This window comes from Nonomuraea sp. N2-4H (assembly GCF_045291505.1).
Taxonomy (GTDB): domain Bacteria; phylum Actinomycetota; class Actinomycetes; order Streptosporangiales; family Streptosporangiaceae; genus Nonomuraea; species Nonomuraea fastidiosa.
This window is the reverse complement of record NZ_CP147987.1, coordinates 1552895-1574745: the sequence shown is the minus strand read 5'-3', so window position 1 is coordinate 1574745 and position 21851 is coordinate 1552895. Positions and strand designations below refer to the sequence as shown.

Sequence of the window (21851 nt, the reverse complement as noted above, 5' to 3'; positions counted from 1 at the left end):
GCCGCCGCGTACAGCCGGACGGGCCGGACGGGCCGGACGGGCGATGGCGCTGTGAGGCGGCGCGCGTGATGGGTAGAGGCGTCGCATGCTCTACGGCAAGGAACACGTGCGGCGGTACCAGGAGACGGATGGTGCCGAGGGCCACGACTGGAACAACACCACCGTCCTCCTGCTGACCACGAAGGGCCGCAAGTCCGGCAAGCTCGTCACCACTCCGCTCATCTACCAGCGCTTCGGCGACGACTACCTGGTCGTGGCGTCGAAGGGCGGCGCTCCCGACCATCCGCTGTGGTACAAGAACCTGCTCGCGGAGCCCGAGGTGGAGGTGCAGGTCAAGGCCGACAGGTTCCGCGCCCGCGCGCGTACGGCCGAGCCCTCGGAGAAGCCCGAGATGTGGCGGACGATGGTCAGGACGTGGCCCGACTACGACGAGTACCAGCAGAAGACGGACCGGGAGATTCCGGTCGTCGTGCTCGAACGCGTCAACTGACGCTCCCACGCCCGGCCAGGGGGTCTCGCCACGGCGAGGCCCCCTCGACACGCCGCCGCCAGGACACGAACCGCCCTCGGCACGCCGGCAAGGCACCATGCCGCCGGGACACGAGCGCCCCTCCGCGCGCCGCCAAGGCGCCACGAGCGGCCCCTCGGCGCGTCGTCAGGACACCAGTGACTCGTAGAGCTCCACGGTGCGGTGGGCGATGCGTTCCCAGGAGAAGTGCTCGATGGCGCGCACCCGGCCCGCCGCGCCCATCGCGCGCGCCCGCTCCGGGTCGCCGAGCAGGGCGTTGACCCGCTCGGCGAGGTCGGCGGCGAACCGCTCGGGATCGTGCGGCGTGCCGTCGGCCGCCTGGTCGATCGGCACCAGCAGGCCGGTCTCACCGTCGGCGACCACCTCGGGGATGCCGCCGGTGGCGGTCGCCACGACGGCCGTCTCGCAGGCCATGGCCTCCAGGTTGACGATGCCCATGGGCTCGTAGACCGACGGGCACACGAAGACGGTGGCGTGCGTCAGGAGCTGGATGACCTCCGGCTTGGGCAGCATCTCCTGGATCCAGAACACGCCGTCGCGGCCGAGCCCGCGGACCAGCTCGGTCACCTCGGCGGCGATCTCCGGCGTGTCGGGAGCGCCCGCGCAGAGCACGAGCTGCGCCGCCGGGTCGAAGGAGCGGGCCGCGTGCAGCAGGTGGACCAGGCCCTTCTGGCGGGTGATGCGGCCGACGAAGACGACGTACGGCCTGCGTGGATCGACGCCGTGCTTCTCCAGCACGTCGGTGCCGTGGTCGGGGGCGTACTGGACGGTGTCGATGCCGTTGTGGATCACGCTGACCCGCTCCGGCGGGATCTCGGGGTAGGCGGCGAGGACGTCGCGCCGCATGCCCTCGGAGACGGCGATGACCGCGTCGGCGGCGGTCAGCGCGGTGCGCTCGGCCCACGACGAGATCGCGTAGCCGCCGCCGAGCTGCTCGGCCTTCCACGGCCGCAGCGGCTCCAGGCTGTGGGTGGTGACGACGTGCGGCATGCCGTGCAGCAGCTTCGCGACATGCCCGGCGAAGTTGGCGTACCACGTGTGCGAGTGGACGATCGACGCGCCTTCGCACGCGGCCGCCATCTCCAGGTCCACGCCCAGCACCTGCAGGGCCGCGTTCGCGCCCGCCAGGCCGTCGGGGACGCGGTAGGCGGAGACGCCGGGCTCGACGCGGGGCGCGCCGAAGCAGCGCACGCGTACGTCGGCCAGCTTCCGCAGCTCTCTGGCCAGGTATTCCATGTGCACCCCGGCCCCGCCGTACACCTCCGGCGGATATTCCCGGCTGAGCAGATCAACGCGCATGAGACGACACTACGGGCTGGTTGAGCACAGCGAACACAGCGACAAACCAAAGCTCGGCAACTCCGGTTCGTACATTGCATCGCAAATACCGACACACGGGAGGATCTCGCTGCGGGTTTCGTCGATAGATCGGCCATTTGAGGGTAGCGTCCTGGGCATGAGGTCCCGGAGGGTGCTTGCGGTTGTGCTGGCAGGTGGAGAGGGCAAGAGGCTCATGCCTCTCACGGCGGATCGGGCGAAACCGGCGGTGCCGTTCGGGGGCATGTACCGGCTCATCGATTTCGTGCTGTCCAACCTCGCGAACGGCGGGTTCCTGAAGATCGTCGTGCTGACGCAGTACAAGAACCACAGCCTCGACCGGCACATCTCGCGTACGTGGAGGCTGTCGGCGATGCTGGGCAACTACGTCACGCCGGTGCCGGCGCAGCAGCGGCTCGGGCCGAGGTGGTTCTCCGGCTCCGCCGACGCGTTGTTCCAGAACCTGAACCTGATCTACGACGAGGAGCCCGAGCACGTCATCGTGTTCGGCGCCGACCACATCTACCGGATGGACCCCCGGCAGATGGTCGAGCAGCACGAGGAGTCGGGTGCGGACGTGACGGTGGCCGCGATCAGGCAGCCGCTGTCGCTGGCCGACCAGTTCGGCGTGATCGAGACCGATCCCGAGGGGCGCCGCATCGTGGCGTTCAGGGAGAAGCCGAAGGACGCTGTGGGGCTGGCCGACTCCCCCGACGAGGTGTTCGCGTCGATGGGCAACTACGTGTTCAAGACGCAGGCGATGATCGACGCGCTGCGTGAGGACGCGCTCGACCCCTCCAGCAAGCACGACCTCGGCGGAAACATCATCCCGATGCTGGTGAAGTCGGGCGGCGCGGACGTCTACGACTTCGCCCACAACATCGTGCCCGGCTCGACCGAGCGCGACCGCGGCTACTGGCGCGACGTCGGAACGCTGGACGCCTACTACGAGGCCCACATGGACCTCATCTCGGCGCATCCGGTGTTCAACCTGTACAACGACAAGTGGCCGATCTTCACCGGGCACGACCCGCTGCCGCCCGCCAAGTTCGTGCACAACGACGGCGACCGGGTGGGGCGGGCGATCGACTCGCTGGTCTCGCCCGGCGTGATCGTCTCCGGCGGCACGGCGATCAGGTCCATCCTGTCGCCGAAGGTGGTGCTCCACTCGCACTCGCTGGTGGAGGACTCCGTGCTGATGGAGAACGTCAAGGTCGGGCGCGGCGCGGTCGTCCGCAAGGCGATCATCGACAAGAACGTCGTCATTCCCGACGGCGCGCGGATCGGCTTCGACCCGGAGTACGACCGCAGCCGCTTCGCGCTGACCCGGGGCGGGGTCGTGGTGATCGGCAAGAACGAGATCGTCGACCGCTGACGCAGCGTGGTGCGCCTCGGGTTCCCTCCGAGGCGCACCGCCCCTCGGTGTGTACGGGTGCACGGGCATGCCTTGAGACCCCGCCGTGAGCGCGGCGGGTGGGGTGGCGCATGCGAAGGCGACGGCCGCGGGAGGGTGACGCGGAAGGCCGCCGAGGCGGCCGGAGAACGTTCGGTGTGAGGGGGCGGGCCTCCTGGGAGGCCGGCGCGGGGCCGCTGGGCGCGGCTCAGAGGGTGATACAGGGGGTGGAGGGGTGCCCGGGGCGCCGCGAGAGCGCCCCGGGGCGGCGGCCGAGCCTACGAGCCGGCGCGGCCGATGGCGTCACTACACGCCGTACCAGGGGCCCGGCCAGTTGTAGCCGTTCCAGTTGCCGTAGCGGGCGGCGCCGTAGCCGTTGTCGAAGCCGCGGTGGCCCCAGAAGCTCCAGTGCGGACGCTCGTCGGCCTGGTCGAGGTCCTCGTCCTCGACCGCCTCGTCGTCGCCGAGATCCTCGTCGAACTCGTCGCCGAGGTCGTCGAAGCCGCGGTCGAAGCGGTCGAAGCGGTCGTGGTGGACCCGCTTGCGGTGGCAGGCCTTGGCCTTGCGCTTGCCCGCGTACACGCCCCACGGGTCGATGCGCAGCGTGTGCGTACGGTCACTGATGCCGAGGTCGCAGCGCTCGATCGCCTGGGCCGGCGTGGCCATCGCGCAGAGCGCGGCGGCGGTGGCGAGCGCACCGCCTGCCGCTATGAGCTTACCTTTCATGATCTCCCCCTGTAGTCACTCTGTGACATCGACCACTACTCTAAGTAATCGTTCCGAGGGGTGAGGAACCGCCACGCCTGAACCGTCTCGTCACCTTGGCGGGGACTGCGGCGAAGTCGCCGGATCACCGCGTACAGCGGGCAATTGGGCCTTGTTGCGGTGGCCGTCCGGGATCACGCTGAACGGCAGGAGGCAGTGAGATGTCGCACCCACTCGGAGTCAGCCGTCCGGACCTGGAAGTCGCCGACCTGCCCGCGCCGGAGGAGGTCTTCAAGGTCTCCAAGATCGGCTTCAAGGAGATTCTCAAGTACGCCGTGGGGCCGAGCCTGATCGCCCTCGGCATCTCGATCGGCAGCGGAGAGTGGCTGCTCGGCCCGCTCAGCGTGGGCCAGTACGGATTCGTCGGCGTCGGCTGGGTCATCGTGGTGTCGGCGCTGCTGCAGACGTTCTACAACGTCGAGTGCTCGCGCTACGTCATCGCGACCGGCGAGACGCCGGTGGTCGGCTGGGGGCGGGTGCCGCCGGGCTGGCCGCTGTGGGTGCCGCTGTCGGTGCTCATCGTGATCTTCTCGTTCATCGCCGGCGGCTGGGCCGCGTCGGCGGGCCAGGGCGTGTACGCGCTGGTGCACGGCGTCCCTCCGGCGGCCGACGCGACCGAGCCGCGCCTGTGGGCGACCGCCCTGCTCGTGCTGGTCTTCCTCATCACCGCGGCGGCCCGCAAGATCAGCCGGGCCCTGGAGCTGGCGAACTGGGTGATGATCGGCGGCATTCTGATCGCCCTGCTGGCCGTGGACCTGCTGGTGGTGCCGTGGAGCCAGTGGTGGGAGGGCATCCGCGGCTTCCTGACGCCATCGGCGCCGCCGGCCGGGATCACCGCCACCCAGCTCGGCGCGCTCGCCGGGTTCACGGCGCTGGCCTCGGGCCTGAACTGGTACGTCATGGGCCACTACCGCGACAAGGGCTACGGCATGGGCCACCGGGTCGGCTACATCTCCGGCCTGCGCGGCGACCGCACGACGGTACTGGCCAGCGGCATCACGTTCCCCGACGACGAGAAGAACCGCGGCCTGTGGAAGCGCTGGTACCGGCTGCTCATGGTGGACATGTGGGGCGTGTTCTTCGTCGGGGCGATCCTCGGCATGCTGCTGCCCACCCTGCTCATGGCCCAGGCGGTGACGCTGGCGGGCGAGCGGCCGACCCGCGCGAACGTGCCGACGTTCGTGGCCTCGGCGCTGGGCGGCGAGTACGGCCGGGTGGTCTTCTACATCGCGCTGGTCGTCGGGGTGATGGTGCTGTTCTCGACGCAGCTCGGCATCTTCGAGGCGATGGTCCGGGTCACCACCGACGCGGCCAACGCCACCAGCCCGCGCCTGCGCCGGCTGATCGAGGGCGACCCGCGCCGCTTCTACTACCCGTTCATGCTCCTGCTGCTGGTCGTCATCTCGATCATCATCTTCCAGTCGCTGCCCGTGGGGCTGGTGGAGTGGTCGGCGAACATGTCGAACCTGGGGGCGCTGCTCTATCCGTTCCTGCTGATGTACCTCAACAGCAGGCTGCCGCGCCCGGCCAGGCCGCGGCCGTGGCACTACGTGATCCTGGTACTCAACGTGCTGTTCTTCGGGTTCTTCTTCGTCAACTTCATCGCCGACTTCGTCGGGGATCCGCTGGTGACGTTCTAGGCCGAAAAGGGCTACCGCGACGATGCTTTGAACATAGCCGAAATGACGATCCGGAGCCGGTCGGGCGGTGTTAGCTGAGCGCGTCCCGATTCAGCAACGGAGGTAACACACGATGGCCTTGCCGTTCGGCCGTATGACCCGTTCCGCCGGCCTCGCGCTGGCGGTGGCGCTGGGCGCCACGCTCTCCGCCGGCCTCTCCCCCGCCCAGGCCGCCACCGCCAGGACGACGGTCGCCGCGGAGCACGTCAAGGTCTACGAGCTGGTGACGAAGGACGGCGGGTTCTTCTACACCAGCAGCGAGTCGGAGAAGAACACCGCGATCACCAAGCACGGCTGGTCGACCACCCAGACGCCGCTGTACTACATCTCGCGCAGCCCCTTCCCCGGCGGCAAGCCGCTGTTCCGGCTGCGCTGGGAGAAGAAGGCAAGCTACCTGGTCACGGCGTCGGTCGACGAGCGGGAGCGCCTGGTCTCGTCGGGCAAGTTCCGCTATGACGGCATTTTGGGCTACGCTCCCGGGTCGGCCCGCGCCGGCGGTGACGTGAAGGTGTTCCGCCTGTCCAACAACGGCAGGTGGCGGCTCGCGATCGCCGCGCACACCGAGAAGATCCTGGCCAACGAGCCGGGCTGGAAGCTCGACGGGCCGCTGCTGTACCAGTTCAGCCGCTGAGCGACGACAGCACGGGGGGCGCGCCGGATTGCTGCGGACCGGCGCGCCCCTTCCGTTTCGTCCCCTGTGTCAGCGGCGGTGGTAGAGCTCGAGCAGCTCCTCCGCGCGGCGGGTGCGGCCCACCCAGACCTCACGGCCGCGCCGCTCTTTGGTGATCAGCCGGGCGTCCCGCAGCCGGTCGCAGTGGTACGTGATGCTGCTCGGTGTGATCTTCATGTCGGCCGCGAGCATGCTCATCGTCATCGGCCGGCCGATCGCGCAGAGCAGGTCGGCCCGCACGGGGCCCATCAGCGCCGACAACTCGTCGTGCGCCGGGGCGGCGGGCCTGCTCCACAGCGTCTGCGCGCCGGGCACCGGGTAGGCGATCCAGACGGCGTCGGGGCCGTCGAGACCGGCGATGACCGCGTCCTTGCCGGCCAGCATCGGCACCAGGACGATCCTCCTGCCCCCGAGGTCGTGGCGGCCGCCGTCCAGGCCGTTGATGCGCAGCCCGCGCTCGGTGCAGGCGATGCGGTCGCTGAGCGCGCCGAGCACCAGCTCGGGACCGCCGCGCACGGTGGCCACGCCGACCCGGGCGATCTCGCGGTCCAGCAGGGCGCGGGCGCGCTTCCAGAGGGGTTCGGCGATGCTCCAGACGTCGGCGACGGCGCCGGCGTAGCCGTGCAGCCACTGGCGGGGGCGTTCCGCGGCCGAGCGCCACTGGACGGGCAGCGGTCCGGTGCCGAACGCCTGCTCCAGGTCGTGGACCAGCCGGTCGGGGGGCATGTCGCGCAGGGCGGCGAGCTGGTCGTGCATGGAGGCGTCGCCCTCGCTGGGAAGGCGGGGCACGAGGCAGTCGGGTCCCGCGGCGGCGCCGGGGGCGGCGAGGGGGCGTACGGCCTGGTGACCGAGCCGGGAGACGCGCGCGCCGATGGCCTTGCGCCACAGATCCGGCAGGCCGCGGCGGCGGCCCGCGAGCGCGTCGGCCAGCCAGGCCAGCGCCGTGACGTGCGGGGAGATCGAGAGGGACAGCTGAGGCGTGGCGGTGATGTGCAGCTCGCTCCACACGGTCGTGCTGTTTACGTCGGCTCCTTGAAGATCGGCTCTACGGACAGTGAGCCAACCTATTCAGGGCGCTTTCTTCGCACTTTCAGCCCGATTGCACGGTTATTAACGCTTCGCACCCCGGCTGACCTGCGTCTCCCCCGGAGAACAAGAACCGCCCCCGGCGGCGCGGCTCCGGGGGCGGTGACGGGCGAGGCGGTGACGGCTACCAGTCGCCGCCCTCGTCGTCACCCTCGAAGAACTCCTCCACGACCTCCTCGACGACCTCGCCGGCGACGAGCCCGCCGACCACGCCGGCGGCGCCCGCCGCGGCCACCATGCCGAGGCCGGGACCGCCGTGGTGACCGTGGTGCCCGTGGTGACCGTGGTGGTCGTGGTGCCCATGGTGATGGGGGTCGTAGTGGGCGTCGTGGTGGCCGTAGGGGGCGGCGTGGCCGTACTGGGCGAGGGAGTCGAGCCAGCGGCTCAGCTCGCCCGGCCAGTCGGTGCGCAGCGCGTCGTCGTGGCTGATGGTGAAGCGGCCGATGGCGTCACTGGAGGAGAAGCGTCCGGTGCGCTTGTCGGCCTCCAGCACCACCTCAAGGCCCGCCGGATCGGCGACGAAGGTCACCTCGACCTCGCCCACCAGGCCCGCGTAGTTGCCGCCGGGAAGGAACTCGATCTCCTGGAAGAACGGCAGCTCCTGGTGCACGCCGTAGAGCTGCCCCGCCTCCAGGTCGGCCGACTTGAACGCGAAGCCGAGCTGCAGGAACGCCTCCAGGATGCGCAGCTGCGAGGGCAGCGGCTCGATGGCCACCGGGTCGAGGTCGCCCTTGTCGACGGCCTTGGCGATGGCCAGCTCGGTGCGCACGCCCACGGCCATGCCGCGCAGCGGCTGCCCGCCGATCTCGCTGATCGGGGCCTCCCACGGCACCGGCATCTGGAAGGGGATGACCCGGTCCTCGCCCTTGCGCAGCGTGAAGGGGCCGGAGACCTGAGCGCGGGAGAACTCGCCGAGCCCGGCCGCCTCCCCGTCGCCGTGCTCGATCTCGACCTGGGCGACCAGGCCGAGGGTGACGTGCTCGATCTCGGCGTCGAACTCGCCGCCCTTGAGCCGTACCTCACCTTCCAGCGTGCCGCCCGGCTGGGTCCGCGGCGTGGACAGGACGGTGTCCACCGAGGGCGCGCCGACGCCGAACGCTCCCAGCATCCTCTTGAAGACCACGGCTCTAGTTCTCCCTGTTTCGAAGATCGACTTGTGTGCCGCTGGCGTCAACGATCAGCTCGCCGCCCAAGTTCCGGGGCTCGCGCATCCATACCGATCCGGTCTGACCTGCACGTTCATAGTCCGCGCCGTGGTCAGATCGGAAGTTACGGCTGGTCAGCGGCCGGTCCATTTGATCTCGTACGCCTTGAGCCGGTACTCCTTGCCGTCCACGGTCGTCGTGACGGGCCCGTCGCTGGTGTTGACCAGCAGGAGCTGCTCCGGCTGCGCGAGCACCCGCACGGCCGGGTCGGACGAGGTCACGGGGTCGAGCGGCACACCGGCGGGGAACCACCGGGTGAAGTTCGCGACCAGCTTCCCCGTCGGGGTCTGGGCGCCGGTGCGCGGGTCCCACATGCAGCCCACGCACTCGCCCTCCTTGGCCTGCGGGTTCCAGTAGAGGGCGGTGGCCGCGCCGCCGCGGGCCAGCTCCATCATGGAGACGGCCTGGACGGCGAGCCGCATGGGCTCCTTCCAGCGGGTGCCGTCCTCGGGCACGAAGTACCACTCCGACCACCAGATCGGCATGTCGCCGGTCTTCTTCCGCAGCCAGGCGGTGACGTCGGCGAACTTCGACAGCGCGCCGAACTCGTCGGGCAGCAGCTCGTGGGCGTCGGTGGGCGAGGCGCCGTCGACCACGATGAAGTCGGCGCCCTTCTTGTGCTCGAACCAGTAGTCGAAGGCGTCGATCACGTGCTGGTTGACCACGCCCCAGTCGCCGCGCAGCTCGGAGTCGCCCCTGCGGTTGCTGTCGAACCCGATGTACGGGCCGCCGATCTGAGCGTCGGGCCGCACCTTCTTCACCGCGTCGTAGACCTTGTTGTAAAGCTGCGTGTAGCCCTTGTAGTCGGCGGGCTTGGAGTGGTCCTTCCAGAAGCCCTTGAGCTCGTTCCAGACGAGGAAGTACTTGACGTCGCTGTAGCGCTCGGCGACGGCGGCGGCCAGCTCGGCGAAGTCGTCGAAGTGCTCGGGGTAGGGGGCGTCCTCCAGGTGCTCGGCCCAGGCCGACTCCTCGGTGGGCCCCTTCGGGCCGCCCTTCATCCAGTCGGGCGCGCAGCAGAGCGTGATGATCGGCGTGGCGCCCGACTGCTTCATGAGGTTGAGCCGGCTGTCGAGGTCCTCCCAGTAGAACTCGCCGGGGTACGGCTCGGGGTTGACCGCGCCGAAGCCCATGATGTGCTGGTTCTGCAGCATCGGCGTACGGCCCAGCCAGCCGGCCACCACCTGCTCGAAGCGCCTGGTGACGTTGTTGGCGCTGACGCCGGTGTGCGTCAGGCCCCAGCGCGGCCAGTCGTCCGGCACGGGCGGCGGCTTGACGGCGTCGCCTTCAGGAGCGGCGCTCTGGGTCTGGGGCGCGGCGGAGGTCTGCTGCGGCGGCGGCGCGCCCGCCTCGCCGGTGCCCTGGGTGCCGCAGCTCGCGACCACGACGGCCAAGGCCGTGACGCCCGCGGCGACCGCCGCCCTCCTCGCGCTCCTTCCCCACCCGCGCCAGAACGATCCGCCGTTGTCCGATGCCACCCGTTACTCACCTGACTCATGAACCGTGTGCATTCCGCAGGTAGCGTTCCATGAGTGGGCGGAGGGTCACGGGCGGGGGGCGGATTTCTCAGATGATTCTCAGATAATCGTTATCGATCCGCAGAGGTCCCGCAGAGCTGCACGGACGCGGTCAACGCGGTCAAGCGCGTCATCCGTACCTCACAGGAACTCCGTACCTCACAGGAACAGGGTCTCGGGGACGGCGGCGGCCAGCGCCCGATCGCCGGCCGGGCCGAGGTGCAGGTGATCGCCCTCGTCGTACGCGGCCCCGAGCCGGTGCGGCGCGGCCGGGTCGCGGACCGCCGCGTCGAAGTCGATCACCGCGTCGAAGCGGTCCGCCGTCCTGATCCAGTCGTTGATTCGCCGCCGCGCCGCCTCCCGGTGCCCGTCGGGGTCGTCGTAGGGGTCGTGGCCGCCGAACGGCGTCAGCGTGGCCCCGTACACCAGCAGGTCCCTGGCCCTGGCCCGGACGACGATCTGCTCGTACGCGGCGATCAGCGCGTCGGCGACCTCCTGCTGCGCCTCGCGGGTCGCGGGTGCGGTGCCCAGGTCGTTGACGCCCTCGAAGACGACCAGCCAGCGGACGCCGCTCTGCGCGAGCACGTCGCGGTCGAGCCTGGCCAGGGCGCTCGGTCCGAGCCCGTCGTTGAGCACCCGGTTGCCGCCCGCACCCTGGTTGGCGATCGCGATGCCGGGCAGCCGGTCGAACAGCAGGTCGGGCCAGCGGTCGTTGCCGTTGGTCGTGGAGCCCCTGCCGTCGGTCAGCGAGTCGCCGAGCAGGACGAGCGTCCCGAGGCTCTCCGGCGCCCACACCTCGACGGCGCTGATCAGGTACCAGTGGTCGACGGGGGTGGCGCCGGGCAGGTCCTCCGCCGTCACGTGGTCGCCGCCGATCAGGTGCGAGGTGGTGCGCGAGCCCGGGTGCGAGGTCAGCTCATCCGACGCCAGCCCTTCGGCCAGGTGGACGCTCACCGTCAGCACCGACCCGGGCGCGAGATCGAGCTCCACCGGGTCCGACACCACGTGCGCGCCCACCGGCACGACCGCCGAGGCCCGCCCGCCGAACGTCACGGGCCTGGACGTGCCGGGCAGGATCGCGCTGGTGCCCGCCGCGCCGCCGCGCGGCAGCGCCACGGAGACGCGGGTGAGCGGCAGGGGCGCGCCGCCGAAGGCGTTCGACAGCCGCAGCCGTATCCGCCGCCCGCCGGCCGACACCCTGACCGTCTGCCGCAGCGTCGTGTCGGGCAGGCTCAGGCCCTCCTTGGCGTACGGGGGCGGCGGCATGTTGTCCGGCTCGGTGAGCTGGGGCATGGCCGTCCAGGTGGTCACCCAGTGCCGGGCGGGACGGATCGGCGCCTGGTCCATGCGAACGGCCTCCCATCGACACGCCAGATTTTCGGCACTTTATCGAACCTTTCAGCGTCCCGCCGGGGTCGGGTGGGGTTTTACCGGCTCTTGCCGGTTACGTCGTAGGAATGGCTGCTTCGTACGCCTAGGGTCGCGTTCATGGACTCTCCTGATGGCGAGCGCCGGGAGCTGATCCTGCGGACGGCGACCCGCCTGTTCGCCGGGCTCGGCTACGACGTCACCTCGATGGCGCAGATCGCCGAGGCGGCGGGACTGGACCCGGCGCAGGTCGCGGCCCACTTCCCGGCCAAGCGGGAGCTGTACGTGGAGGTCATGCAACGGGCCCGCGAGATCCTGGCGGGGCCGCTCCAGGCGAGGGCCGACGCGGTGGGGGCGGCGCCGCCCGAGCACAAGGCCGAGGCGCTGCGCGCGCTCATCGACGCCTACATCGACGGGTGCGTGAACCATCCCGAGGTGGCGGCGCTGTGGGCGCACCGCTGGCTGTCCGACGCCAGCGACGTGGTCGATCTGGAGCTCAAGGGGGCGCAGCCGCTGACCCAGCACATCGTGGACTCCATCGCCACGGTGGCCGGGCCCGCCGGGGCCGACGCGTTGCACACGACGTACACGATGATCTGGTGCATCCACGGCTTCGCGCTGAGCGGCGTGCTCGACGGTACGGGAACGCGGCGCGGCGTCGAGGACCACGAGCAGCTGCGGCGCTTCCGCGCGCACCTGCACCAGCTTCTGCAGCGGGGGCTCCGCCTCCCCGAACCCGTGTCCTGACCTGCGGTGGCGCGCTCAGGTATGCCCCTGGTCCCGTTGTGGGCGACGGCAAGGAAATGAGCGGAACGTAACCGATTATTTCCTCTGGTGGGCGTATTCTTCACGTATGCGAGGTTTCTTCTGGTGGCCGTGTTCACGTGCTGTGAGCGAGGCGTGCTGAGAAGGTGCTCGGCAGGCATGGTCAGGCCCGCGGCGCGGCGAACGGTTCGTCCCGCCTCGACGGGCTGCTGATCGAGGCCGTCACCGGGACCGGCGCCCACATCGGCGCCGCGTACCTGCTGGACGAGGCCGGCGACGTGCTCCAGATGGCCGCCGCCACCGGGATGCCCGCGCCGATCGCCCGCTCCTGGGCGCGGATACGCACCGGCGACCCCATGCCCATCGCCGTCGCCGTCCGTGAGGAGCGGCTGGTCTGGATCACCGGGCGCGAGCAGCTCGCCAGGGAGTTCCCCGAAGCCGCGCTGACCCTGCCCTACCACTACGCCGTCGCCCTGTCCCCCATGCGCGCCAACGGCCGGATCTGCGGCGGGGTCATGCTGCTGTGGCCCGCGGGGCGCACCCGCGAGCTGACCGGACGCCAGCGCGAGGTCATCCAGCGGGCCTGCGACGAGATCGGCCTGCTGATCCACCGGGCGCACCGGGCGGGCCTGCCCATCACCGCGGGCCCCCGGCCCCGCGTGCTGCCCCCGCCGCCGTCCGACGAGGCCGACCCGCGGCTCGTCGCCCTCGACTGCCTCAACCGGCTGCCGGAAGGCCACTGCGCGCTGAACACCGACGGCCACGTGACCCTGCTCAGCGCCCCCGCCGCCGACCTGCTCGGCCGCTCTCCCGCCGACGTGGTCGGCGCGCGGCTGTGGGACGCGCTGCCATGGCTGCGCGACCCCGCGTTCCAGGACGGCTACCGCGCCGCCGTGGTCGCCCGCGAGGTCACCCACGTCACCACCCGCGACCCCGTCGGGCGCGCACTGTCGTTCCAGATGTTCCCCGGCCCCTCCGGCGTCACGCTGCGCATCACGCCCGCCATGGACGTGCGCCGCCCGCCCGGCGCGCGCCGGCCGCGCGTCATCGCCGTGCACGAGATGCTGCAGCTCGCCGCCGCGCTGGCCAGGGCGGTGACCGCCCAAGAGGTGATCGACCTGGTCGCCGACCACGTCATGCCCGTCTACGACGTGCAGGCGCTGGCCATCCTCACCAGCGCGGGCGGAAGGAAGCGGGTGGCCGCATCGCGCGGCTTCAGCAGGAAGGCCGTCAAGACGTTCAACGACCGCCCGGCCGTCAAACCCGTGCCTCCGGGCGGGCAACGGCCGGAGTTCTTCTCGACGTGGGAGGAGCTGCGCGCGGCCTATCCCGGCTCGCTGCGCTTCGACGACATGTCCGCGTGGGCGTTCCTGCCGCTGATCACCTCGGGGCGGCCCATGGGCTCCTGCGTCCTCGCCTACGACCGCCCGCATCGGTTCGGCAGCGACGAGCGGGCCACGCTGACCGCGCTGGCCGGGCTGATCGCGCAGGCGTTCGAGCGGGCCCGCCTCTACGACGCCAACCACGAGCTCGCCCAGTGCCTCCAGGAACAGCTGCTGCCGCACACCCTCCCCCGCATCCGTGGCCTCGACGTCGCCGCCCGGTACGTGCCCGCCACCCCCGGCATGGACATCGGCGGCGACTTCTACGACCTGATCAAGCTCGGCGACGACACGGCCGCGGCCGTCATCGGCGACGTGCAGGGCCACGACGTGACCGCCGCCGCCCTCATGGGGCAGGTGCGCACCGCCATGCGCGCCCACGCCACCGCGGGCGCCGACCCCGGCGAGGTGCTCGCGCACACCAACCGGCTGCTCACCGAGGTGAGCCCCGACCGCTTCACGAGCTGCCTGTACGTCTGCATCGATCTGTCGGACCAGACCGCGCACCTGGCCAGCGCCGGGCACCCGCCGCCGGTGCTCGGCCGGCCGGGCGGCCCCGGCAGCGTCGTCGAGACCGTGCCGGGCCCGCTGCTCGGCGTGGACCCCGGCGCCACGTACACCGCCACCGAGATCCCCATGCCGCCCGGCTCCGTGCTGGCCCTCTACACCGACGGCCTCATCGAGGAGCCGGGGCTCGACCTGGGCGACTGCATCACCGCCCTGGCCGCCCGGTTCCGCCCTGAGCCCGGCAGGCCCCTGCACCACCTGGCCGACAGGCTGACCGGCGCGGACGTGATCGAACAGCGCCTCGACGACATCGCCGTACTGCTCCTGCGCAACGCCGGCGGGTCGTAGCCGGCGCGGCCGGACGACTCGTCCCCTCAGGCGCGCAGCCGAAGGACGGCCTTCTCCTCGGACACCGAGATCACCTTGACCTTGATGTCGTTGATCGGGCCTCTCGAGTACTTGTCGAACCAGCTCTCCACCATCACGCCCCCGCCGAAGCCCCGTACGTGGACCTCAGTGGAGGAGAAGGAGATGGACAGGCGCGTCACGCCGAGCTTGGGGGTGAACGCGGAACGAGACGGGCTTGGTGATGGTGAGCTTGCACGTGCCGTCGTAGCAGGCCCGCAGGTTCGGCTTCTTGCTCTTCTTCTTCGGCTTCGCCGCCGTGCTCCCGGCGGCGTGCGTCGCGGCGGCCTGCGCGGCGGCGGTGTGTGCCGCGGCGGTGGTACCGGCGGCGGGGGCGAACGCGACGGACGCGGCCACCGACAGAGCAGCGGTGATCGTGGCATGCGGGACCGGTCCCGGACGCGCCGGTCAGCGGGTGTCGCGGCGCAGGGGGTGGTCGGCGGGGACCTCGACGAGCACGATGCGGTGGCCGTCGGGGTCTTCGATCCAGAGCTCGACCAGGCCCCAGGGCTCCTTGCGCGCCTCGCGCAGCACGGTGACGCCCGCCTGCCTGAGCCGCCGCTCCTCCCGGGCGACGTCGCGTACCTGCAGCCAGAGGGCGAACGGCGAGCCGTCGGTCGTGCCCCGCGCGGTGCCCGAGAGCTCCAGGAAGCCCTGGCCGAGGAAGAACACGGTGCCGGGCTGCTCGGGCGGACCGAACTCGCGGTAGACGGCCAGGCCGAGGGTCTCGGCGTAGAAGCGGCGGCTGCGCTCGGGGTCGCGGGGACGCAGCAGTACGCGGCTGCTCAGCACCTCCATTCCCGACCTGTTCCCCGCACCGGGCCGGGAATGCCGGTGGAGGCCGGGGAGGCCGGGGAGGCCGCACGTTCGCGGCCCGGCCTCCCCAACGCCGCCGGACGCCCGGCTCTCCCGGCGCGCCGCCAGACGCCCGGCCCTCCTGACGCGCCGCCAGACGTGCGGCCTGCGCCACGCCATGACGCGCCCCGGCTTCCCCGGCGTGTCGTCAGACGACGGCGCCCGTGCCCTGGCGTTCGCGCTTGGGCTTGGGTGCGGGCGGCGCGGGCGGCGGCTTACGGTCGAAGCGCGACAGCAGGATCGCCACCGGCCCGGCCACGAAGCCGGACGACAGCGTGCCCGCCACGATGCCCGCGACTAGCGCGATCGCGAAGTCCCGCAGCGAGTCGCCGCCGAACACCATGAGCGCGACCAGGATGAACAGCGCGCCGAGACCGGTGTTGACGGTACGCGGCAGCGTCTGCAGGATCGCGCCGTTCACCGCCGCGGCGAACGGCTCCTTGGGCCGGGCCGCCCACAGCTCCCTGACCCGGTCGAACACCACCACCTTGTCGTTGACCGAGTAGCCCACGATGGTGAGCATCGCGGCCAGGAACACGCCGTCGATCTGCTTGCCGAGCCAGGCGAACATGCCGACCACCAGGACGACGTCCACGACCAGGGCGGTCACCGCCGCCGCGCCGAACGTCCAGCGGAAGCGGAAGGCGAGGTAGGCGAGCTGCATGGCCACGGCCACGCCGAGCGCGATGAGCGCGTTGCGCCGCAGCTCCTCGCCCAGGCTGGGGCCGATGAACTCCTCGCGCCGCTTGGTGACCTCTCCGGCGTCGGTCTTCTTCAGCTCCTGCTCGATCCTGGCGGTCTCCTCCAGGCCGAGCCGCGCGGCGCGTACGGTGACGCCGTCGTCGCCGGTCTGCACCACGGCGGACGGGAATCCGGCCCGCGCGACGGCCTGCCCCGCCGCCTCGGCGGAGATCGGCTTGGAGGTGCCGAACTCGACGAGCCGCCCGCCGGTGAACTCGACGCCGAAGTTCAGCCCCTGTACGGCGAGCCCGGCGACGGCCGCCGCCGCGAGGACGCCCGCGATCGCGAGCCACAGCCTGCGTCCCCGCATGACCTGCGGGTTCCGCCGGTTGAGCCAGGTTCTGACGGCGCCCGGGGAGCCGAGGCCGGAGATGCGCGGCCCCGCGCGGTTCATGACGGCCTCGGTGAGCACGCGGGTGATGACCATGGCCGACACGAGCGAGGCGATCACGCCGACGCCCAGCGTGACGCCGAACCCCTTGACCGGCCCCGAGGCGAGCCAGAACAGCAGCCCGGCCGCGATCAGGGTGGTGATGTTGGAGTCGGCGATGGCGCTCCAGGCGTTCTTGAAGCCGCGGAGGAGTGCCGCGCGCAGCCCCCGCTTGGGCGCCTGCTGGTACTCCTCCCTGGCCCGTTCGAAGACGAGCACGTTCGCGTCGATGGCCATGCCGATGGCCAGCACGAACCCGGCCAGGCCCGGCAGCGTGAAGGTGGCGCCCATCGCGACGAGCGCCGCGTACGAGATGAGCCCGTAGCACAGCAGGGCGATCGTGGACAGCAGCCCCGACAGGCGGTAGACGGCCACGATGAACACGGCGGTCAGCAGCAGCCCGGTCACCGCGGCCTCGGCGCTGGCCTTGATGGCGGCCTCGCCGAGGGTCGGGCCGACCGTACGCTGCTCGACCAGGTCGAGCGGGACGGGCAGCGCGCCGCCCTTGATCAGCACGGCCAGGTCGCGCGCCTCCTCGTGGGTGAACGACCCGGTGATCTCGGTGCCGCCGCCGGTGATGCCGACTCCACAGGCGATGGACGGGTCCACCGACGGCGAGGAGATCACCTCGTTGTCGAGCAGGATGGCGACCCGGCGCCGGGGATCGCCGTACGCCTGGCAGGCGGCCTCCCCGGTGAGCTTGGCCCACGCCTCGCCGTCGCGGAAGTCGATGCTGACCCACCAGCCGGGGCCGCGCTGGGGGTCGCTGCGCTCGACGGCGTCGGTGACCCCGTCGCCGGTGATGACGGCGGGGCCGATCTTGAGCGGCGCGCCGCTCTCGTCCCGTACGGCCGACTTGTCGCCTTCCTCCGCGGTGCCGAGCACGGCGTGGAAGGAGAGCTGCGCGGTACGCCCGATGACCTCGGCTGCCTGCCGGGGGTCGAGCACGCCGGGCAGCTCGACGATGATCCGCCGCTCGCCGGAGCGGACCAGGGTGGGATCGACCACGCCGAGCGCGTCGGCGCGCTGGCGCAGCACGTTGATCGCCCGGTCGGTGGCGGCGGCGTCCGCCTTGACCTTGGGCGAGTCCTTCGTCTCGAAGACGAGCTGGGTGCCCCCGCGCAGGTCGAGACCCAGGCGAGGACTGTTGGTGAAGCTGATGATCACTGAGATCACGATGACGGCACAGGCCGCCAGCGCACGCCAGAGCGGCGCACGTTTCATGGGAGCCTCCACAGGCTTGGCCCGCCGCCCGCGCATGCCGTCACGCGGACATGCCGCGCGCCCTCGCCGTACTCGGGGAGGGTCGCGGGCGCGCCGGGGCGGCGTGCGGCGGCGGGTCGTTCCGGAAAAGGGACGCTGTCAGTGCCGTGTGGAGGGCGGAGCGCGGGGCGGCGTGGCGGGCGGCCGACAGCCCGCGGGAGCGCCGCAGGAGGCGCGCGGGACGACGACGGCCCACGGATGCCGGAAGTCGGCCTGCGCGGGCGGTGGCACGTCGGCCACACCGGGCACGCCGCCTGCGATGCCGGGCGGCGACCAGGCGCGTACGGCCGGCGGCGGGTGCGGCACGTGCCGGAGCGCGGCGTGCCGCTGCTCGGCCGGCCAGGAGGCGGCGTGGACCGTGGGAACGTCGCGCTTGAGGCCGTCGATCCCCTGGACGGCCGCGTGCGCGGCGGCGGCCTGCTGGGCCTGCGCGTGCGCGGTGGCCGGCAGGAACCAGGACAGGAGCAGCAGCAGAACGGCCGGCAGCCGGTTGCGCATGTCGCTCCCCTCCCTTCGCGCCTCACCCTAGCCCTCGGAAGCCGGAACGCGGGCATGCCGCGCGGGCCCTGTCGACACCGAGGTGCGGGCGTGCCACGCGGAGCCCGTCACCGGAGTCAACGGGCCGGGCGTCGCCGCATCGGCCGGCCGGGAAGCGCGGCTGTCAGCCGGCCGGGCGTTCGGCCAGGAAGACGAACTCGCGGCCCGGCCGGTCGGGCGCGTCCCTGACCTCCTTGACCGCGTAGCCGTGTGCGGCCAGGTCGGCGCTCACCTCGTCGCGCTCCCGGAAGCGCAGCGTGGACTCGGAGGTCAGCACCTGACCGTCGGAGGCGAACACGTACGTGCCGCGGAAGGTCACCAGCGGCCCGCTGACGTCGAGCAGGTCGACCCAGTGCTCGACCACGCCCACACCCGGGATGTCGGCCCGCAGGTAGGTCTGCTCCCTGTTCCACTCCAGCCAGGCCCGCCTGGCCGGGTCACGGGTCTCGAACACCAGGTGTCCCCCCGGCCGCAGCGCCGCGTGCACGGCGTCGAGTGTGGCCGCCCAGTCATCCGGACCGACGATCGCCTGGGCCACGTTCCCGGTCATGGTGGCGAGGTCGGCCTCCAGCGTGCGCGGCACGGCCGTCGCGTCGCCGTGGATCCAGCGCACCCGCTCGGCGCCCGGCTTGGCGCGCGCCACGTCGAGCGAGGCCGCCGCCGGATCGACGCCCGTCACCTCAAGCCCGCGCCCGGCCAGCAGCAGCGCGAACGTGCCCGTGCCGCATCCGACGTCGAGCACATGCCGCGCGCCCAGCTCGGCGGCGATGGCGGCGTAGACGTCGAGGTCGCCCCGGTCGGGGTCGAGGGGGTCGTAGACGGCGGCGAGGCGGGGGTGTTCGAAGTGCGCGTCAGCCATGCGGCCACCCTATGCCGCCCGATGATGTGCTGTTTGGCGCTAGTTGATACGTTGGTGGCAGGTGTGCCGGGAAGTCTGGTCGGCGATGGTCGTCGTCGTTCCCTGAGGAGGCTTCACCGCATGCCGAGCACGTTCTCCCCGGAGATCCGCCCGTGACGGTTCTCGCGTGGGCCGCCGTCGCGGTGTTCTTGGTCGCGTACGCCCTCATCGCCAGCGAGAAGGTGCACCGCGTGGCGGCGGCGCTCGGCGGTGCCGGGATCATGCTGCTGATCCACGCCACCGACGCGAGCGCGGCGTTCTTCTCCGAAGAGACCGGCATCGACTGGAACGTCATCTTCCTGCTGCTCGGCATGATGGTGATCGTCGGCGTGCTGAAACAGACCGGGGTCTTCGAATACCTCGCGATCTGGGCGGCCAAGCGGGCCAAGGGGCGGCCGTACCGGCTGATGGTGCTGCTCGTGGTCATCACCGCGCTGGCCTCGGCGCTGCTCGACAACGTGACGACCGTGCTGCTGATCGCGCCGGTGACGTTCCTGGTGTGCGAGCGGCTGGCGCTGCCGGCGGCGCCGTTCCTGATCGCGGAGGCGATGGCCTCCAACATCGGCGGCGCGGCCACGCTGGTCGGCGACCCGCCGAACATCATCATCGCCAGCCGGGGCGGTCTCAGCTTCAACGACTTCCTCGTCCACATGGCGCCGATGGTGGTCGTCCTGATGATCGTCTTCATCGGGTTGTGCCGGGTGCTGTTCCGCAAGGCGTTCACCTACGACCCGGAGCGCGCGGCCGAGGTCATGGCGCTCGACGAGCGCGAGGCCATCGCCGACCGGCGGCTGCTGTGGCAGTCGCTGACCGTGCTCGCGCTGGTCATGGCGGCGTTCGTGCTGCATCCGGTGCTGCACTACGAGCCGTCCGTGGTGGCGATCCTGGGCGCGGGCGTGCTGGTCGCGGCCACCAAGGTCACCACGTCGGACGCGATCCGCGAGGTCGAGTGGCCGACGCTGGTGTTCTTCGCCGGGCTGTTCATCATGGTCGGCGCGCTGGTGCACACCGGCGTGATCGAGCAGGTGTCGCGGGCGGCGGCCGACGCCACCCAGGGCCGGCTGGGGCTGACCACGATGGTGCTGCTCGGCGCGTCCGGCCTGCTGTCGGCGATCGTGGACAACATCCCGTACGTCGCCACCATGAGCCCCATCGTGGCCGACCTCGTCCAGGCCGCGGGCGGCAACGAGCACGCGCAGGTGCTGTGGTGGGCGCTCGCGTTCGGTGCCGACCTGGGCGGCAACGCCACGGCCGTGGGGGCGGCGGCCAACGTGGTGGTGCTCGGCATCGCCGCGCGCAACGGCACCCCGATCAGCTTCTGGCAGTTCACCCGGTACGGGCTGATCGTCACCGTGGTCACGATCGGGCTGTGCGCGCCGTACCTGTGGCTGCGCTACCTGGTCTGAGGGGGCACGATCGGTTCCGTGCGGAACCAGACGGCCTCGAGCGCCAGCTCGTCGCCGCCGGTCACGGTCACGCGGTCGCTCGCGCAGCGGGGGCAGGCGTACGCCTCCTCGTCCCGGTCGTCCCCTGCGTCACCTGTCCAGGTGCGCGGTGGCGGCGCTCCGGCGGCTCCCCGCGCCGCCGTCTGAGCGTGCGCGGGCGTCCTGAGCGGCGGGTCGAGCGTCTCCGTACGCCGCCCGCACGCCTCGCACTCGACCGTCACCGGCGAGAGCACCAGGTGGACCGCCGCGTCCTGAGCGGCCGTGCCGCGCGCCGCCTCGCTGAAGGCCCGCCTGAACGCCTCCGCGTCCACCGCGTGCCTGGCCCCGATGCGCACGCGGACCGCCTCCACCCGCCGCCCGGCCGCCTGGTCGTCGATCACCTCGGCGAACTCGGCGCAGAGCTCGCTCTCGTTCCCCCGCAACCCCGGCATCCGTCCCCCTCCTGTCATGCCGGCCCTGCCCGGGCGGCCGGTAACGCACATACCGCACGCCTGACCTGCACAAACGTCCGCCGGCCGCAGTCAGAAGTCAGCTCCTATGGCCACGCAACACCACAAACGGTGACCATTGTGTAGCGGAAAGTGTCGCAACCTCGCCTTGAAGGAGGACGTGCCACCGGGCGGACACTCAAAGCGAACGCTGATCGCCGGAGTCCGCCCGGGGGTGCTTCCTCTTGCGCGAAGAGTTCGAATCCCGCGTTTCCTGGCCGTTCGAGTGCCTGCGCTGCCTGCACGTCTGGGAGGAGCCGTACGTGGTCCGGCATCTCGCCGACGGCCACGGCGGCACCGTCGAGGTCTGGTCGAAGCACGGGCTTCCCGTGCAGCCGCCCTGGTCGGGGCCGTGCTGCCCGGCGTGCGGGTCGTCCCGGCTGACCTCGTTCCCGCCCGGTTACCTCGACCGCCATCCCGAGCTGGCGGCGGCCGACCCGCTGCCGCCCGCCAGGGTGCCCTCCTTGCCCGTCGAACCGGTCACCCGGCCCGCCGCACGCGTGCCGCTGCCGCGCCGCTTATTGATCGCGACCGGAGTGCCGGTGCTGGCCTTCGTCGGTTACGAGGTGTACCGGTATCTGCTGCTTCCCGCCATGACGCACCACTGAC

General features: G+C 71.6%; 21 protein-coding genes. 8 read left to right on the top strand and 13 right to left on the bottom strand.

Annotation, left to right across the window (positions count from 1 at the left end; all coding sequences use genetic code 11):
- The first annotated feature begins 85 nt into the window (after positions 1-85).
- Positions 86-490: a nitroreductase family deazaflavin-dependent oxidoreductase gene (locus WBK31_RS07160; protein WP_364066341.1), complete on the top strand. Its 405-nt coding sequence runs from the start codon at positions 86-88 to the stop codon at positions 488-490.
- 165 nt (positions 491-655) lie between these two features.
- Here WBK31_RS07160 and glgA read toward each other — a convergent pair whose 3' ends face one another.
- Positions 656-1828, bottom strand: a complete 1173-nt coding sequence (glgA, locus tag WBK31_RS07155; RefSeq protein WP_364066343.1) for a glycogen synthase — start codon at positions 1826-1828, stop codon at positions 656-658.
- 157 nt (positions 1829-1985) lie between these two features.
- On the opposite strand from glgA, the gene glgC reads away from it, so the two are divergent.
- Positions 1986-3221: a glucose-1-phosphate adenylyltransferase gene (glgC, locus tag WBK31_RS07150; RefSeq protein ID WP_364066346.1), complete on the top strand. Its 1236-nt coding sequence runs from the start codon at positions 1986-1988 to the stop codon at positions 3219-3221.
- Positions 3222-3545: 324 nt separating this feature from the next.
- Here the strand turns inward: glgC and WBK31_RS07145 are convergent, their stop codons facing one another.
- Complete coding sequence (locus tag WBK31_RS07145; protein WP_364066348.1) at positions 3546-3965, bottom strand: hypothetical protein; 420 nt, start codon at positions 3963-3965, stop codon at positions 3546-3548.
- Between the two features lie 200 nt (positions 3966-4165).
- On the opposite strand from WBK31_RS07145, the gene WBK31_RS07140 reads away from it, so the two are divergent.
- On the top strand, positions 4166-5644 hold the full coding sequence (locus WBK31_RS07140; protein ID WP_364066350.1) for an Nramp family divalent metal transporter: 1479 nt from the start codon (positions 4166-4168) through the stop codon (positions 5642-5644).
- 133 nt (positions 5645-5777) lie between these two features.
- Positions 5778-6314 carry a hypothetical protein gene (locus tag WBK31_RS07135; protein WP_364066353.1) on the top strand — a complete coding sequence of 179 codons (537 nt, stop codon included), beginning with the start codon at positions 5778-5780 and terminating at the stop codon, positions 6312-6314.
- Positions 6315-6383: 69 nt separating this feature from the next.
- Here the strand turns inward: WBK31_RS07135 and WBK31_RS07130 are convergent, their stop codons facing one another.
- The 4 genes from WBK31_RS07130 to WBK31_RS07115 all read right to left on the bottom strand — a co-directional run bounded on the left by WBK31_RS07130 (position 6384) and on the right by WBK31_RS07115 (position 11505).
- On the bottom strand, positions 6384-7361 hold the full coding sequence (locus tag WBK31_RS07130; RefSeq protein WP_406674509.1) for an ArsR/SmtB family transcription factor: 978 nt from the start codon (positions 7359-7361) through the stop codon (positions 6384-6386).
- A gap of 202 nt (positions 7362-7563) precedes the next feature.
- Positions 7564-8562: a sporulation protein gene (locus WBK31_RS07125; RefSeq protein ID WP_364066357.1), complete on the bottom strand. Its 999-nt coding sequence runs from the start codon at positions 8560-8562 to the stop codon at positions 7564-7566.
- A 156-nt stretch (positions 8563-8718) separates the two neighbouring features.
- On the bottom strand, positions 8719-10119 hold the full coding sequence (locus WBK31_RS07120) for a GH39 family glycosyl hydrolase (protein WP_364066359.1): 1401 nt from the start codon (positions 10117-10119) through the stop codon (positions 8719-8721).
- 198 nt (positions 10120-10317) lie between these two features.
- Positions 10318-11505: an SGNH/GDSL hydrolase family protein gene (locus WBK31_RS07115; protein ID WP_406674508.1), complete on the bottom strand. Its 1188-nt coding sequence runs from the start codon at positions 11503-11505 to the stop codon at positions 10318-10320.
- Positions 11506-11646: 141 nt separating this feature from the next.
- On the opposite strand from WBK31_RS07115, the gene WBK31_RS07110 reads away from it, so the two are divergent.
- Both WBK31_RS07110 and WBK31_RS07105 read left to right on the top strand, forming a co-directional pair.
- The gene (locus tag WBK31_RS07110) at positions 11647-12273 is read left to right on the top strand and encodes a TetR/AcrR family transcriptional regulator (RefSeq protein WP_364066364.1); all 627 of its coding nucleotides are present in this window, start codon (positions 11647-11649) and stop codon (positions 12271-12273) included.
- A gap of 164 nt (positions 12274-12437) precedes the next feature.
- Positions 12438-14528: a SpoIIE family protein phosphatase gene (locus WBK31_RS07105; RefSeq protein ID WP_406674507.1), complete on the top strand. Its 2091-nt coding sequence runs from the start codon at positions 12438-12440 to the stop codon at positions 14526-14528.
- Between the two features lie 26 nt (positions 14529-14554).
- Here WBK31_RS07105 and WBK31_RS07100 read toward each other — a convergent pair whose 3' ends face one another.
- The 6 genes from WBK31_RS07100 to WBK31_RS07075 form a co-directional block, all read right to left on the bottom strand.
- Entirely contained in the window at positions 14555-14728 is a 174-nt protein-coding gene (locus tag WBK31_RS07100; RefSeq protein ID WP_364066369.1) for a hypothetical protein, read from the bottom strand.
- On the bottom strand, positions 14694-14942 hold the full coding sequence (locus WBK31_RS07095; RefSeq protein WP_364066371.1) for a hypothetical protein: 249 nt from the start codon (positions 14940-14942) through the stop codon (positions 14694-14696). Before WBK31_RS07095 ends, WBK31_RS07100 begins: the two co-directional genes overlap by 35 nt.
- 51 nt (positions 14943-14993) lie before the next feature.
- Positions 14994-15383 carry a VOC family protein gene (locus tag WBK31_RS07090; RefSeq protein WP_364066374.1) on the bottom strand — a complete coding sequence of 130 codons (390 nt, stop codon included), beginning with the start codon at positions 15381-15383 and terminating at the stop codon, positions 14994-14996.
- A gap of 205 nt (positions 15384-15588) precedes the next feature.
- The gene (secD, locus tag WBK31_RS07085; protein WP_364066376.1) at positions 15589-17835 is read right to left on the bottom strand and encodes a protein translocase subunit SecD; all 2247 of its coding nucleotides are present in this window, start codon (positions 17833-17835) and stop codon (positions 15589-15591) included.
- A 138-nt stretch (positions 17836-17973) separates the two neighbouring features.
- Positions 17974-18372, bottom strand: a complete 399-nt coding sequence (locus WBK31_RS07080) for a hypothetical protein (protein WP_406674506.1) — start codon at positions 18370-18372, stop codon at positions 17974-17976.
- Between the two features lie 163 nt (positions 18373-18535).
- Complete coding sequence (locus WBK31_RS07075; protein ID WP_406674505.1) at positions 18536-19270, bottom strand: class I SAM-dependent methyltransferase; 735 nt, start codon at positions 19268-19270, stop codon at positions 18536-18538.
- Positions 19271-19422: 152 nt separating this feature from the next.
- Between WBK31_RS07075 and WBK31_RS07070 the strand changes: the two genes are divergently transcribed.
- The gene (locus WBK31_RS07070; protein ID WP_364066383.1) at positions 19423-20715 is read left to right on the top strand and encodes an ArsB/NhaD family transporter; all 1293 of its coding nucleotides are present in this window, start codon (positions 19423-19425) and stop codon (positions 20713-20715) included.
- On the opposite strand, the gene WBK31_RS07065 is transcribed toward WBK31_RS07070, so the two are convergent.
- Positions 20703-21185, bottom strand: a complete 483-nt coding sequence (locus WBK31_RS07065; RefSeq protein WP_364066385.1) for a hydrogenase maturation nickel metallochaperone HypA — start codon at positions 21183-21185, stop codon at positions 20703-20705. The genes WBK31_RS07070 and WBK31_RS07065 overlap by 13 nt on opposite strands.
- 242 nt (positions 21186-21427) lie before the next feature.
- Here WBK31_RS07065 and WBK31_RS07060 point away from each other — a divergent pair, with 242 nt between their 5' ends.
- The gene (locus tag WBK31_RS07060; protein WP_364066388.1) at positions 21428-21850 is read left to right on the top strand and encodes a hypothetical protein; all 423 of its coding nucleotides are present in this window, start codon (positions 21428-21430) and stop codon (positions 21848-21850) included.
- Position 21851: the final 1 nt, after the last annotated feature.

Bases quoted from the DNA above. Each gene is read 5' to 3' on its own strand.
- WBK31_RS07160 (WP_364066341.1), top strand. From the start codon at position 86: ATGCTCTACGGCAAGGAACACGTGCGGCGGTACCAGGAGACGGATGGT.
- glgA (WP_364066343.1), bottom strand. From the start codon at position 1,828: ATGCGCGTTGATCTGCTCAGCCGGGAATATCCGCCGGAGGTGTACGGC.
- glgC (WP_364066346.1), top strand. From the start codon at position 1,986: ATGAGGTCCCGGAGGGTGCTTGCGGTTGTGCTGGCAGGTGGAGAGGGC.
- WBK31_RS07145 (WP_364066348.1), bottom strand. From the start codon at position 3,965: ATGAAAGGTAAGCTCATAGCGGCAGGCGGTGCGCTCGCCACCGCCGCC.
- WBK31_RS07140 (WP_364066350.1), top strand. From the start codon at position 4,166: ATGTCGCACCCACTCGGAGTCAGCCGTCCGGACCTGGAAGTCGCCGAC.
- WBK31_RS07135 (WP_364066353.1), top strand. From the start codon at position 5,778: ATGACCCGTTCCGCCGGCCTCGCGCTGGCGGTGGCGCTGGGCGCCACG.
- WBK31_RS07115 (WP_406674508.1), bottom strand. From the start codon at position 11,505: ATGGACCAGGCGCCGATCCGTCCCGCCCGGCACTGGGTGACCACCTGG.
- WBK31_RS07110 (WP_364066364.1), top strand. From the start codon at position 11,647: ATGGACTCTCCTGATGGCGAGCGCCGGGAGCTGATCCTGCGGACGGCG.
- WBK31_RS07090 (WP_364066374.1), bottom strand. From the start codon at position 15,383: ATGGAGGTGCTGAGCAGCCGCGTACTGCTGCGTCCCCGCGACCCCGAG.
- secD (WP_364066376.1), bottom strand. From the start codon at position 17,835: ATGAAACGTGCGCCGCTCTGGCGTGCGCTGGCGGCCTGTGCCGTCATC.
- WBK31_RS07080 (WP_406674506.1), bottom strand. From the start codon at position 18,372: ATGCGCAACCGGCTGCCGGCCGTTCTGCTGCTGCTCCTGTCCTGGTTC.
- WBK31_RS07075 (WP_406674505.1), bottom strand. From the start codon at position 19,270: ATGGCTGACGCGCACTTCGAACACCCCCGCCTCGCCGCCGTCTACGAC.
- WBK31_RS07065 (WP_364066385.1), bottom strand. From the start codon at position 21,185: ATGCCGGGGTTGCGGGGGAACGAGAGCGAGCTCTGCGCCGAGTTCGCC.